This window comes from Mesorhizobium bavaricum (assembly GCF_056781655.1).
This window is the reverse complement of sequence record NZ_CM165566.1, coordinates 6,254,920-6,268,077: the sequence shown is the minus strand read 5'-3', so window position 1 is coordinate 6,268,077 and position 13,158 is coordinate 6,254,920. Positions and strand designations below refer to the sequence as shown.

10 protein-coding genes are annotated in these 13,158 nt (G+C 60.7%); 4 read left to right on the top strand and 6 right to left on the bottom strand.

What is annotated here, in order from left to right; all coding sequences use genetic code 11:
* Positions 1 to 229: 229 nt before the first annotated feature.
* Together AC1RZR_RS30525 and AC1RZR_RS30520 are read right to left on the bottom strand one after the other, a co-directional pair.
* A complete protein-coding gene (locus tag AC1RZR_RS30525) occupies positions 230 to 2,536 on the bottom strand; it encodes a mannose-1-phosphate guanylyltransferase/mannose-6-phosphate isomerase (protein WP_477273150.1) in 2,307 nt (768 codons plus the stop codon).
* Between the two features lie 27 nt (positions 2,537 to 2,563).
* On the bottom strand, positions 2,564 to 4,084 hold the full coding sequence (locus tag AC1RZR_RS30520; RefSeq protein ID WP_481826942.1) for a phosphomannomutase/phosphoglucomutase: 1,521 nt from the start codon (positions 4,082 to 4,084) through the stop codon (positions 2,564 to 2,566).
* A gap of 216 nt (positions 4,085 to 4,300) precedes the next feature.
* On the opposite strand from AC1RZR_RS30520, the gene AC1RZR_RS30515 reads away from it, so the two are divergent.
* The 3 genes from AC1RZR_RS30515 (at position 4,301) to AC1RZR_RS30505 (ending at position 7,616) form a co-directional block, all read left to right on the top strand.
* Positions 4,301 to 4,636 carry a hypothetical protein gene (locus AC1RZR_RS30515; protein WP_379092779.1) on the top strand — a complete coding sequence of 112 codons (336 nt, stop codon included), beginning with the start codon at positions 4,301 to 4,303 and terminating at the stop codon, positions 4,634 to 4,636.
* Between the two features lie 174 nt (positions 4,637 to 4,810).
* Entirely contained in the window at positions 4,811 to 6,652 is a 1,842-nt protein-coding gene (locus AC1RZR_RS30510; RefSeq protein WP_481826941.1) for a GumC family protein, read from the top strand.
* A gap of 169 nt (positions 6,653 to 6,821) precedes the next feature.
* Positions 6,822 to 7,616, top strand: coding sequence for a sugar transferase (locus AC1RZR_RS30505; protein ID WP_477273157.1), 795 nt, complete (start codon positions 6,822 to 6,824; stop codon positions 7,614 to 7,616).
* Between the two features lie 13 nt (positions 7,617 to 7,629).
* On the opposite strand, the gene AC1RZR_RS30500 is transcribed toward AC1RZR_RS30505, so the two are convergent.
* The 3 genes from AC1RZR_RS30500 to AC1RZR_RS30490 all read right to left on the bottom strand — a co-directional run bounded on the left by AC1RZR_RS30500 (position 7,630) and on the right by AC1RZR_RS30490 (position 10,329).
* Complete coding sequence (locus AC1RZR_RS30500; protein ID WP_477273159.1) at positions 7,630 to 7,866, bottom strand: hypothetical protein; 237 nt, start codon at positions 7,864 to 7,866, stop codon at positions 7,630 to 7,632.
* A 265-nt stretch (positions 7,867 to 8,131) separates the two neighbouring features.
* Positions 8,132 to 9,442 carry a polysaccharide biosynthesis/export family protein gene (locus AC1RZR_RS30495; RefSeq protein ID WP_477273161.1) on the bottom strand — a complete coding sequence of 437 codons (1,311 nt, stop codon included), beginning with the start codon at positions 9,440 to 9,442 and terminating at the stop codon, positions 8,132 to 8,134.
* A 14-nt stretch (positions 9,443 to 9,456) separates the two neighbouring features.
* The gene (locus AC1RZR_RS30490) at positions 9,457 to 10,329 is read right to left on the bottom strand and encodes a glycosyltransferase family 2 protein (protein ID WP_477273163.1); all 873 of its coding nucleotides are present in this window, start codon (positions 10,327 to 10,329) and stop codon (positions 9,457 to 9,459) included.
* 243 nt (positions 10,330 to 10,572) lie between these two features.
* Between AC1RZR_RS30490 and AC1RZR_RS30485 the strand changes: the two genes are divergently transcribed.
* Entirely contained in the window at positions 10,573 to 11,805 is a 1,233-nt protein-coding gene (locus tag AC1RZR_RS30485; protein WP_477273165.1) for a glycosyltransferase, read from the top strand.
* Here AC1RZR_RS30485 and AC1RZR_RS30480 read toward each other — a convergent pair.
* The gene (locus tag AC1RZR_RS30480) at positions 11,798 to 12,832 is read right to left on the bottom strand and encodes a glycosyltransferase family 4 protein (protein ID WP_481826940.1); all 1,035 of its coding nucleotides are present in this window, start codon (positions 12,830 to 12,832) and stop codon (positions 11,798 to 11,800) included. The two genes, AC1RZR_RS30485 and AC1RZR_RS30480, sit on opposite strands and share 8 nt — an antisense overlap.
* Positions 12,833 to 13,158: the final 326 nt, after the last annotated feature.

Below are 13,158 nucleotides of genomic sequence, written 5' to 3'. Positions count from 1 at the left end.
ATATCCTACGAGCATACTATCCCGCTTTGCAGCCGCGACACAGAGGTATGGGATACCGAATTCGCCGTAGCTACTACTCCCTACCACCTCGGCCCCATGGCGACCGCCAGCACGAAAGCGACCGCTGCCGGCGCGCACGCCAAGGCCGCCACCTGGCGGCCATAAGGTGCCAGGAGCCCACTTTTTGCGGCCCACGGCAGCACGACCATCGTATCCCAAGATCGGCGCATTAGCGGCGACTCCGTACCTGCTTCAAACCTGTCTTGCTCACATCCAACGCTGGAAGCGGGAAAGGTTCGACCTGTCCTCCAGTCTTGTCCAGATACTGCATCAACGCCGTCACCAGGTGGTAGAAGATGCTCGCGGGGACCTCCGTCGCCTGTGACCTTCCGCGCTCGTCAATCCTGTCGACCCACAAGCCAAGCGGTGCGGGGTCGATATGCCATCTGAACAGGCGGGCGACACGAGCTTCGATCTCGGGTTTCAGATCAGGCCCGCCAATGCCGTCCAGGGCGACGGCTGCCTTGACGGCTTCGCATTGCGGCCAGCTGCGGGAGAGCCGGTCGAGAGGCATTCCCTGCCGCGATACGGCAGCGTAAGCCAAACCTGTGGCCCGGTTCAATCCGCTGGCGACAGCCGACGAATAGAGCTTCCTTGCGTAGGCGACCAGGTCCTTTTGCCCGCTCGCCCGCGCGAAGTCGACTAGCAGCGAAGCCCATTCGAAATGATGCCCTGGTTCGGTCCACTGTCCTTTGTCTCCCGGCAACGGCAGCCAATCGACGTCGAAATGTTCCCCGAGCGTCCAGCTTTCCTGGTCGAAGAAATGGCACCGGAAGAGATCGATGACGCGCGCCGCCCGACGCAGATATGCGCGGTCGCCGGTGACGCTGTGCCAGGCAAGAAAGGATTCCAGCATGTGCATGTGTGGGTTCGAAGACCGCACCCCGTTCCAGCCAGGGCTCTCGAGGAACCCGCTCAGACTGTCGTCCTCAAGATGGGTGTCGACGAAATGAAATGTCTGTTGTGCAAGCCGCAGGGCATCCTGATGGCCGCATCGATGAGCATGAGCCAGCGCCAGGAGTACGCAGGAATGGTCGTATGCGTCCTCGGTCGGGTCCGCCACGCTGCCGTTGGGATTAAGAGTGCGCACCCAGCCGCCACGGTCGGTGCGGCCGTATTTCGCGATGAAGTCGATCCCGTGGTCGATGAGTTTGTCGGCCGGTCCAGCCCAGCCGCGTTCCTTGGCGACGGCGAAAGCGTAAATCTGGCGAGCCATCGTGCGCATGCGCTTGGGTTTGCCCAACGGCCTTGCATCGAAGCCGAGAGCCTCGTGGAAGCCGCCATATACATCGTCGACACCTGCAGTGGACCACAGCGGCAGGGTTTCTTCGAAGAGCCAGTGTTCGACGCGCTTGCGCCATGAGCCACTGATGACGACCCGGTCTTCCGAGGCGGTGAATTTCGTTTCGAGGCGTCCGCTCTTCTCGAGCTGTTCGACGACTTTTTTCACGTTCTGGCTGTGGCTGACGGGGGCGACGAATACCGCGTCCGGCGTCGCCACTATCGCCACATCCTTCATCCCGACGACGGTCAGCAGTCTGCCCTGGCTTCTGAAGTAGGAGTTGTTGCAATCCATGGCGACGATGTCACCCATTACGACGTTGCCGTCGCAGTCCGTCGGGCTGGCTTCCAGCAGCGATTGCCACGATCCAAGGTCGTTCCAGCGGAAGGAAGCGGTGACCATCGCGATGTCGCGCGCATGCTCCATGACCGCGTAGTCGATCGACGTCGAGGGGACAGCCGAGTAGAAGCCCTGTGGCAGGTATAGGCCCGAGACGTCGGCCCGCGCGGCCTTATAGGCCCGTTCCGCCGCGTCCCAGATGTCTGGCTGGAAGTCGAGAAAAGCCTTCCGCATGGTGTCGGCACGAAACAGGAAAATGCCGGCGTTCCAGTAGAATCTTCCTGAAGACAGGTATTGGCAGGCCGTCTTGGCGTCTGGCTTTTCGACAAAGCGCGAAACTGAGGCTACTCCGTCGTCATTTGCCGTGGCCTCGATGTAGCCATATCCGGTTTCGGGATGCGTCGGCTTGATGCCGAATACGATGATACTTCCTGAGTCGGCGGCAGGTACGCCCGCCTCGACGGTTTCCCAGAATTGCGTTTCGGTCGTTATCTGATGGTCTGAGGGGACCACGAGCACAAGCGCGTCGGCGCCATGTTCGGAGATCGTTTGCAGGGTGGCTATGGCGACCGCGGCGGCGGTATTGCGGCCGACCGGCTCGAAGATGGGTCTGCCGCCGTTCAGGCCGAGCGGAACTATGTCCGAGATGAGGCGGTCGGCATGCCGTTCGGAGGCTATCAGGTAAACCGGCGTCTCGCCGTCCGGCCGCGCCTTGAGGCGCCGAACAGTCTTGGCAAGCATGGAGCCATCACCCGAGAGGTCATGGAATTGCTTGGGATTGTCTTCGCGCGAGAGCGGCCACAGCCGTGAGCCGACGCCCCCACTCATGACAAAACTTACGATCCGATCCGGCATGGTCCAATTCCTCTCAGCCAATTCCTCTCAGAATGTCTGGTTGTAGGCTCCGACCTCTGGATTGTGGCGCAGCACGGCATCGAGAGCCTCGAACATCTCGCGACGTCGCTCCGGCGAGACGGGGCTTTCCACCACCACGACGATTTCCGGTTTGTTAGACGAAGCCCTGACCAGACCCCATGTGCCGTCTTCGGCAACGACACGCACCCCATTCACCGTGACGAGATTGGCCAGCGGCTGGCCAGCGAACTCGATCCCGTCCCCCTTCATTTTCGTGAATTCCCCGACAACTTTCGCGACCACGCCGTATTTCACCTCGTCCGGGCAGTGGGGCGACATCGTCGGGGTACCGAAGGTCAACGGCAGATCACGGTAAAGGTCTGCGAGTGTCTTGCCTGGGTTGCGGTCGAGCATCTCGCAAACGGCGATCGCGGTGAGGAGCCCGTCGTCGTAGCCGCGTCCGATCGGCGGGTTGAAGAAGAAATGTCCCGACTTCTCGAAGCCAGCGATGGCGTTGAGTTCGGCAACGCGCCTCTTGATGTAGGAGTGCCCGGTCTTCCAGTAATCAGTCCTTGCACCGTTTCGCACGAGAACGGGATCTGTCATGAAAAGCCCCGTCGATTTGACGTCCACGACGAAGACGGATTTCGGATGCAGTCCGGAGATGTCTCGCGCCAGCATGACGCCGACCTTGTCTGCGAAAATCTCATTGCCCTCGTTGTCGACCACGCCACAGCGGTCGCCGTCGCCGTCGAAGCCGAGCCCGACATCGGCACCCGTCTCCAGAACCTTGTCCCGGATCGCGTGCAGCATCTGCATGTCTTCGGGATTGGGATTGTAGCGCGGAAACGTGTGGTTCAGCTCTACGTCCAGTGGGATGACTTCGCAGCCGATGCCTTCCAGCGCCTGCGGTGCAAAAGCGCCCGCTGTGCCGTTGCCGCACGCCGCCACCACCTTCAGCTTTCGGCCGAGGTTCCTTCCGGCTGTCAGGTCTTCGATGTATCTCTCGCGAAATCCGGGCACGAATTCATAGCTTCCCCCGCCTATGAGATCGAAATCGCCGTCCAGCACGAGCGCCTTCAAAGCGGTCATCTCCTCGGGCCCGAATGTCAGAGGCCGTTGCGCTCCCATCTTCACTCCGGTCCAGCCATTCTCGTTGTGGGAGGCCGTAACCATGGCCACCGACGGAGCGTCGAGCGCGAACTGGGCGAAATAGGCCGTGGGAGAAAGTGCCAGGCCGATGTCCTTGACGCGTGCGCCAGCCGCCATCAAGCCGGAGACCAGCGCCATCTTGATCGCCATGGAATAGCTGCGGAAATCATGGCCGGTAACGATGTCCGGCCCGACACCCATTCGGCGGATCAAGGTGCCGAGCCCCATGCCGATCGCCTGCACGCCCATTAGATTGATTTCGGGTTCTTTGTCCGAGCCTGGCTGCCCGAACCACCAGCGCGCATCGTATTCCCGGAAGCCAGTGGCTTTGATCAGAGCACTGGTTTCGAAGGCAAATGTGTTTGGCCTGGCTTGGCCGACTATGGTCACGGTCACGGTTTCCGCTCTGCAGTTACAGGGAACAGTCGTAGCATGCTGTCGGACGCAGTCCCCTTCATGAATTCGAGTAGCCCTAACGCCCTGGTTCGCGCGCCCTCATCCAATAGGAGCATGCCCGCCGATGGCCGAAAGGATGTCTCGTCCAAGCACGGGGGTCTTGTATTCTGGAAGGTGCGTCCTGCTCGGGCGCTGACGAGAAAGGTGGGCTGCAAGATGCCGCTGACCGCATTCAGGTTCCCGTTCCGCGAGGATGTCGACGAAAGGCGGTTCGGTCGCCTGGCTCGCCTTCTCGAGGTCATTCAAGTGGAAATCGAAAGGGAATCCGCGGCACTGCGTCCGTCCGTGGAAAGGATGACGGACTGCGCCGCGTTCGCTTTGGAGGCGATGGAAAATGGCGAGAGCCCCGAACGCATATCCGCGCGGATCGATGTCCTCGCGCGGAACCTGGCACTCAACCGCGGACGGCAGGCGTTGCTGGAACAGCAGATGTCATTTGTCGACAGGACGAGAGCAGGGCTGCCGCGCGTTCTCCCTTCCCATAGGGCGTAGGGTCCATACGCCAATTGGCGGCGTTTACCTTCCGGGGCGCAGGCGTAATCTTTCGCGGCAGTCTGGGATCGCGGGGCCTCGGCTTTCAATGAAAACATCGGCCGAATGCCATGGACCGCCTGCATGGGGACGGCGTGCGCGCAGGATTTCCCGGCACGCCTGCAGGAGAGTTGAATGAACCGCATGTTCCCCAATCAATGGCCCCCGACAACGGACCAGCAGGCTTCCGCCGGTCAGGAGTTTATTAGCCTCTCCGACATAACCGAATTTCTGCGTCACTACGTTGGAACCATCATCGCCTGCCTTGCTGCGGCTCTCCTGGTGGCCGGGTTCTACAATTCGACCACCGACTCAACTTACATCGCCAGCGCGCAGATTCTGATCGAACCGAAATTGCCACAACACCTGCAGGAGGGTGGCGAAGTAGATCTGTCATTGGATACCGCCCAGGTGGAAAGCCAGATAGCAGTGATGCAGTCGGAAAAGATCGCCAATATGGTCCTCGACCAGTTGAAACTGGTCAACGATCCCCAGTTCAACCGTCCGCAGACTCCGATTTTTCTGGAAAGATTCAAGAGGATAGGAGCAATCCTGCTCGACGCTTTCGGGCTCAGGAAAGACGCCTGGTTCACGTCGCTTGGAGAGCATTTCGGCCTAGACGTGCCTGAAACACCTGCGAAGCTGACCGATTACCAAAAGTCCCGGCGCAGCATGCTGATTTTCCGCAACGGCCTCGACGTCCGCAGAGTCGGCGTTTCCTACGCGATAGACATATCCTTCACCTCTCTCGATCCCGAAGGTGCAGCCAGGGTTGCGAACGCCACGGCCGATGCCTTCGTGCGTGAACAGATCGAAACCAAGGCCGACGCGGCAAGGGAAGGCGGCGCGTGGCTCGAGATGCGCCTCAAACAGCTGCGCACCCAGATGAACGGGGCCATGGCGAAGGCGCAAGAGTTCCGGTCACGGCACGATTACAGCGTCGGCAATGAAGCCAACGAGGAAGGTGGGGCGAACGCGGTGCCGACGCTCGAAGAACTTGAGGTGACTGCTGAAACCTACCAGAAGATGTACGAGAGCTTCCTGCAAGCCTACACCAACTCGGTAAGCCAGCAGTCATACCCGGTCGCCGACGCAAGGGTGATCACAGCTGCGACGGCGCCGCTCTATCCGAGCACTCCAAGGCCGAAGTTGATGCTAGCCTTCGCGGCGGTCGCCGGGCTCATTCTCGGCATCGGACTTTCGTTTGCGAGGCATACGTTCGACTGGACCATAAGGTCGCCACGACACATCCGGGACAACCTGGATGTCGAATGTATCGGCGAACTGCCGCCCATCAGTTGGAGAAGCGAATCCGGCCACCTCGACGAAGTGGCAAAATATCCGCACTCCCGATACAGCCACAGTCTCAGAAAAGCGCGAACCGAAATCAGCCTTGCCGAAACCAGCCGCCCGATCAAGTTGCTTGGGTTGACGGCTGCATCCAACGACAGTTCGAAGAGTTCGGTCGCCAGCAATCTTGCCACGCTTTATTCGATGTCTGGCCTGAAGACGTTGGTAATTGACGCCGACGTCAGGCGACCGATCATGACCCACCGGCTGCTCGGCCCATCGAGCGCCCTCGATAAACCGGTCCAGGACCCTGTCCGGCTCAACATCGTCCGCGCTCCTGGGCGGCCCTTCGACTTGCTTCCAAGTTCGGTGGTGGACGCCGGGCACCTGCTGGCACCAGGCAACATGGAGGCGTTCCTCTCGGATCTGACCGCTCGCGACCTTGCCGGCTACGAACTTGCCGCCTACGACATCGTCATCCTGGACCTGCCGACGCTTGCCTCGGGAGCTGACGAACTGATTGTCGGATCCGTCCTGGATGGCGTCGTCGTCGTTGCCGAGTGGGGCAAGACACATGTCCAAACGCTGCGGGAATTCGTCAGGACGCTGCAGGCCAGCAGGACAACCATCCTGGGCGTGCTCCTGACGAAGGCCCGCGCGATGAAGTCCGAGCACCGCAGAGCATGAAACTAGTGGCGAGATATTCCTCCTTCGGAAGTCGCAAAAGCGTGAAGGGGGATCATTCCTTGGGATTAGGGGGATAGCCCCGGAGCGTCACGCTACCTCCTTTGCCTTTCTTGCCGACAAGCCCCGACCTTGGAAGACTGACTAGAACAATTCAAACAGCAACCGTCCCATGACAACAAACGCCTTCGAGTCGCATCAGGGAACCCCGATCTGGGTTCAGCCACCTCTATCCGTGGCGGCTGACAGCCGAACGGCAGTCATGCACGTTCTTCCTGCACCCGACCACAACAGTGCCGGGGCAGTGTTGACAGACCTGTCGCCCACCATCAGGGCGGGAACGACGAACCCTCCTATCGGAGGTCTCCTGAAGCGGATCATGGACCTGGTCATAGCGGGCACGGCCCTTATCATGGCAGCGCCAGTGATGATCGTCGTTGCCCTGCTGATCAGGATGACCGCAGGAGGCCCGGCAGTGTTCTCGCACCGCCGTATCGGGTTCGGCGGAAAGCCGTTCGATTGCTACAAGTTTCGCTCGATGGTTGCCAATTCGGAAGAAGTTCTGAAAGCATATCTCGATGCCAACCCTGATGTCTGCAAGGAGTGGGAGGAGACCCACAAGATCAGGAACGACCCGCGCGTCACCCTCCTTGGGTGGATGCTCCGCAAGTCGAGCCTCGACGAACTCCCCCAGCTCTTCAACATCATCCGCGGCGACATGAGCTGCGTCGGTCCAAGGCCCATCGTGAAGGACGAACTCAAACGCTACGGCGACCACCTGGGCGAATACCTTCGGACGAGGCCGGGACTCACCGGTCTCTGGCAGGTGAGCGGAAGAAGCAATATGGACTACGCCAACCGCGTGGCGCTGGACAGCCAGTATGTGCGGAACTGGTCTGTTTGGCTCGACATCGTGATCTTGTTCAGGACGGTTTTCGCAGTGATGCGCTTCGACAGGGCTTCCTGAAGTCCCGACCCGGTCACCCTTCCTTCCGCCTCCAGTGGGCGGACAGGGACAGGCCGATGAGATAGGCGCAAGCCAGCACGAATGCCAGGATCAGGAATTTGGTGACGGTCACATGACCTGGCAACCCAAGGCCATTCCAGGCAAAGCTTCCGATCACAAGCAGCGCAGTCGCCGCGATCAGGGCGGGAGCCTTGAACCGTAGTCCCATCAGAACGCCTGCCGCCGATACAGCCATTGCACTCATGAGCACCGACATCTCCAGTGATACCCGCAGGACTGATTGCCTCACTACGGCAGGGAAGGTTTCGTCAGCGTGTGCCCACTGATATGCGGCCTCAAAGTGCATGGCAAGTGCCAGGGTATTGCGTAGACGATCCGGTTAAGCGTCGCCCCCAGTTTTCTTGCGCCCTTGTGTTCTTCGTACTCCCAGGCGGCTTCCGGCCGGTTTCAGCCTCCGAAGTCCATGCCAATGGGGACAGCGAACTGCCGCCCTCGCTGAATCAATACAAGCTTGATCAGTTGGTGCCCTGAACCGGGATCGTCTCCGCCTGCACGCTGCCGCCTGCAGGTAGGGCAGCCAAGCCGGATTGCGGCGGCGGGATCTCGATCTTCACGGTATCGCCTGGCTCGATCGGCGTCGTTTCCTCGGCCGCGAGCTCCTCCGAGCCGCTGTCCGTCGTCCTCACGATCTTGAAGATCGGCTTGGCCCTTTGGGCGCGCTCTCTAAGGGCGAGCAGAGCAGGGGCCGTGACCTCGGTTTCGTGCAGCAACTGCACTGCGGTGTCGGCCTTGCTGGTTACTTCATTGAGCTGCAGCTGCGTCTCGCGCAAGGACGCGGCGACTTCGCTGGCTTGGGTGTTGCCGAGGTTGAGGATCTCGATGTCGGTCTTGCTTATCTCCTGCCTGACTCGCAAGACCGAGGTCTCGGCAGCCAACCTGTCGCTCTGCATCTGTGCGACCGTTCCCTGCAGAGAGAGTTCCCGCGGTGCAACCGCCAGCCCCTTCTGGACAAGGGCCGAAACACCCGCGAGTTCCTTCTGGATAAGTTCAATCTGTTGATCATGGAAGGCCAGCTGCTGGCCGAGCGAGGTCAGTTCCTTTTCCAGGAAATCCCTGAGTTCGCGGAGGGAACGGAGTTGCGTCGTCATCGCTTCCTTGCGGACGGCGAAGATCTTGCGCTCCTGGTCCATCGCCACCGCGACCGTCTCGTTCGAAGCCCTGTCTTTCAGTTGCACAGGGAAAGCGATGTCGTCGCTGCCAGCCAGTTCCGATTCCAGCCGCGCTTTGCGGGCGAGCAGACCGACGCTGCTCAGCGCCAACAGACCCACGTCGCCCTGGCCCGCGATGACTTCACGCTCGAGCCTCGACATGTCTTCCTCGCGTGTTCGCAGGCCGCCGGCGATTCCCAGCGCCTGCAAAACCGTCAGTCCGGGCCTGAAGGGAAACTCGCCAGGCTGCGTGACGTAGCCGACTATGTAGAACGGCCTGTACTGGACAATCTCGACGGCGACATCAGGCTGGCGGCCGAGGCCCATGTGCTGCATCAGGCGGTCGCCGATCGCGCGGGCGAGATCCCCGGGGGCGGTGCCCTGCGCCCGTATCTGGCCGACAAACGGAAGGAAGAGCGTGCCGTCGGCACCGACAACGAAACTGTCGTTGAGAGCCGTCCATTCGAAGATCACGTCGCGTGATGCGCGCCATTCGTAAACCTTGAGCCTGACCTTGTCCTGAGGTCCGAGGAGATACTCGGCAGCCACCGTCGGCAAGGGGCAGACAGCCGCCGCCGCCAATGAAGCCGCCGCCACCGTCACAAGCCATTTCCGCATTGTCTTTCCCGCTGTCAGATTTTCAGGATGTATTCGGGTTCGATTCGTCCGATGGCGATGTGCAGGATCGCCAGCATGTTGCCCCTGAGCCTGCCCCTGCGATCGATATACGGCTCGGGCCGCAGGCTCTTTGCGAGGTTGGCCGCAATATTCCTGAACATCAGGGGAAGCGCGAAAGAGGCCGGAACGGAGCCCTTCTTGATCAGGTAGATCGCATTCGCAACCTGGGAGTAGCCGAACCGTTTTCCGCTGACCCGCCCAGTCTTGATACCGAGGTGGACGCCCGTGATTGCAGTCACGCAGACGACGCGACCTTTGGATCTCATTTGGCTGGTGAAGTCGATGTCTTCCTGCCAGCCGTACAGGACCAGGCGCTCGTCGAAGCGCAAATCGCCCACAAATGAGGAACGGAAGGACATGTTGCATCCGTATGCACCGACATGGTCGACCACCGATGGTCCATCATGTTCCTTGCTCTTGGTTTCCCGCAAGGCGGCTTCGGCATCTTCCCAGGTGAGGCCGGCATTCGTGGCCCCGTCCCTGACGACCATGCCCATCACCACCGCCCATCCGTCATTTTCCACGAAAGCTTTCTCGACCTGCTCCAGGTATGCGGCGGACGGAACGAAATCGTCGTCGAAGAATGTGATGATGTCGAAGCGCCCCAGGGAAGGTACGAGAGCCCTGTTCCGCTGGGCAGCCAGTCCCTTCGGTCCGAAAACGAGCGACACCGGGAAAGGGCAGCTTTCCGGCAGTTCGACATGCGTGGCGTCGGGCGCCGACACTATGACCTCGTCAGGAAGCCTCGTCTGGCCGCCCAAATACCCAAGCAGGCGCGCGACCTGTCCGCTGCGGCCAAGGGTCGGGATGATCACTATGAGTCTCATGCTCGATCCAGTTTCGGTTCCGCCGAACCTAGACCGGCGAGTGGACCGAAACAGCCTGCATAAAAGGAGAGGGAGAAGCTTGGCCTACCGCCGGACACAGGCTTTCGGAGTATCCCCGGTCAACGACCACAGCCATAAGTATTAGACAGGCATGCGCCTGCAGCAGTCTGTAACCGATCGGACAACTTGCCGGAGCAATGACATGGAATGGAGACTGCCGGCCTGATGAGGCTAGGGGGATCCATGCTCCACGAACGCTCTTCCGATTTGGCCATCGCGGCCAAGGTCGATGTACCCATCGAGGAGTTGCCAGCGGCGACGGCGCTTGGCGTCGACAGGTACGCGAAGATAGCGATCGTTCATGACTGGTGCCCGAATTTCCGGGGAGGGGAAAGGGTTCTGGCGCAAATCTGCAAGCAGTTCCCCAATGCTGAAGTCTTCACGCTTTTCGATTTCCTGCCGCTCGAGGTGAAGGAGCAATATTTCCACGACGTGGAATTCCATACGTCCGCGGCCAACCGGATCCCGATGGTCCAGAAATTCTATCGATCCCTCTTCTTCTTTTGCCCCTTCCTGATCGAACAGTTCGATGTGACAGGCTACGATGCGGTGATCTCGTCTTCGGCCGCATTTTCGCGTGGCGTGATCACCAGGCCGGACCAGCCGCATCTCTGCTATGTGCACAGCCCCGTCCGCTACGCCTGGGACGAGCAGTTTTCCTATCTTCAGCAAGGACGGCTTGGCTTCGGCCCCAAGGGAATGCTCTATCGGTACATGCTCCATCGCCTGAGGACATGGGATACGAGAACCGCGCACGGTCCGGACCTGATGCTGGCGAATTCGAATTATGTCCGCTCCCGGATCCAGCATATTTACGGACGCGAGGCGCGCGTCGTTTTCCCACCGGTCCCACTGGCAGAACTGCCCTGTGTGGAGGACAAGGACGACTACTACGTTTCGGCGTCCTTCCTCGCCCCCTACAAGCGCACCGACCTTGTCATCCAGGCCTTCAACGAGATGCCGTCGCGGCGACTGGTCATCGTTGGCGAAGGGCAGCAGTCAGCCAGCTTGCGGGCGCTTGCTGGCCCGAACGTCACCTTCTCGGGTTACCTGCCCCGGAAAGACTATGTGGACACCCTGGCGCGAGCGAAGGCGATGGTCTTTGCGGGCTGCGAGGATTTTGGCATAGCGCTGGCCGAGGCGCAGGCCTGCGGCACGCCTCTGGTCGCCTTCGGCCGCGGCGGGGCCGTCGACATCGTACAGCGCCTGGGATCATCCCCCGAGCCGACAGGGGTATTGTTCAAGGCTCAGACCGTCGATCACCTCAAGGAGGCAGTCGAACGGTTCGAAGAGAACAGCTACGCCATCGCGCCCCGCGCTTGCGCCAAGAATGCTGGACGTTTTTCAGAAGAGAACTTCGACCGCGCGATCCTGGAATCACTCGGGGCCGTCCAGGCACTTCACGAGATCATGTGAATTCGCGCGCCCTGACGACCTTCGTTTCCGTATCGACGCCGTCTGCGGCCGCCATCGCCTCGAGATAACGCAAGGCAGTCGCCCTCCAGCTGTATGCCGAGGCTCTCCCCCGTCCCTTGCCTATCATCTGCAGTCGCAAGGCCTGAGAACCGCGAAGCTGCACGAAACTGTCGAACCATGCGTCCTGGTCGTCGGGAGGTGCAAACAGGGCTGCGCTTCCGCAGACTTCAGGCAGGCTGGCGCGGTCGGAAACCACCACAGGGCAGCCGACGGCCATCGCCTCGAGGGCTGGAAGACCGAAGCCTTCTGTGAGCGAGGGGAAAGCCAGGCATAGCGAGTCCCTGAGCAGGGCCGCCAATTCGCCATCGGAAATGCGGCCGAGCCAGTGGATGTTTTGAGCTTCGGTCCTGGCTGATCCTGACCTAAAGACGCGCGAATCCGACATGCCGACGATCGCGATTCTGAGTCCGGCTTCGCCAAGACGATCAGCCATGTTCAGGAGGAGATCCACATTCTTGTGGGGTGCGGCACTGCCGATCAGAACAACGGTTTCCCGCGAGGCCGCCAGCCGTGTCTGTGCCGAGTGTTCAGGCTTCCACGTCAAAGCATGCTCATGGCCGTTCGGCGCTACGAAAGCCCGCTCTGCCGGGATGACGCCGCGGCGAACCAGTTCATTCAACGAGTAGTTGGAAACGGTCGAGATACCGCACGCCGTCTTGCCGAGGCCGGGCAACAGGGTCCTGTAAAGAAGCTTAAAGGCAAGGGAATAGCTCTGCGGGGCATTCCAGACGTTTGCATCATGGACGCAGACGATATGCTTGCGGGAAAGCAGCGGCCCGGTGTTGCAGAGGCTGAGCAGTCCGCTGCCATCGAGGGATGAGGGGAGCTGTGCCTGCTCCCAGACATGCCCGCTCGTGCGGCCGATCTCGCGACGTTCGATGAAAGCCAGGGGGATGTCCCCGGACCCGGACGGACAGTGCAGTCTGAGCTCGAGGCCGCGGGCGAGAGGCTCCTGTTCGGCGATCAAGGCGTCGAGAGAACGCACGACCTCGCGTGCATAACGCTGGACGCCTGTTGTCGGCTGGGAAAGAAAACGGCCATTGATCGTCCAACGTCGCGCCATGCCGTCCCCCTTGAAACCTTTAGTGTGGAGCCGCGAAGAGGCCAGGTCACCATGGCCATCGGGTCATCCGGATAAGCGCGAATCATCCGGATAGGCGAGGTTGGACAGCGTGCCTACCTCAAATGTTTGAGGGCCTGAGTGCTCCCGGGAATGCTAGTCTGGCCCAGGGTGCCGAAAGGACCGGGGAAGGGTGGACATGGGCAAACTCGAGTTCGACACGACAGAGTCGC

Bases quoted from the DNA above. Each gene is read 5' to 3' on its own strand.
- AC1RZR_RS30525 (WP_477273150.1), bottom strand. From the start codon at position 2,536: ATGCCGGATCGGATCGTAAGTTTTGTCATGAGTGGGGGCGTCGGCTCA.
- AC1RZR_RS30515 (WP_379092779.1), top strand. From the start codon at position 4,301: ATGCCGCTGACCGCATTCAGGTTCCCGTTCCGCGAGGATGTCGACGAA.
- AC1RZR_RS30510 (WP_481826941.1), top strand. From the start codon at position 4,811: ATGAACCGCATGTTCCCCAATCAATGGCCCCCGACAACGGACCAGCAG.
- AC1RZR_RS30505 (WP_477273157.1), top strand. From the start codon at position 6,822: ATGACAACAAACGCCTTCGAGTCGCATCAGGGAACCCCGATCTGGGTT.
- AC1RZR_RS30495 (WP_477273161.1), bottom strand. From the start codon at position 9,442: ATGCGGAAATGGCTTGTGACGGTGGCGGCGGCTTCATTGGCGGCGGCG.
- AC1RZR_RS30490 (WP_477273163.1), bottom strand. From the start codon at position 10,329: ATGAGACTCATAGTGATCATCCCGACCCTTGGCCGCAGCGGACAGGTC.
- AC1RZR_RS30485 (WP_477273165.1), top strand. From the start codon at position 10,573: ATGCTCCACGAACGCTCTTCCGATTTGGCCATCGCGGCCAAGGTCGAT.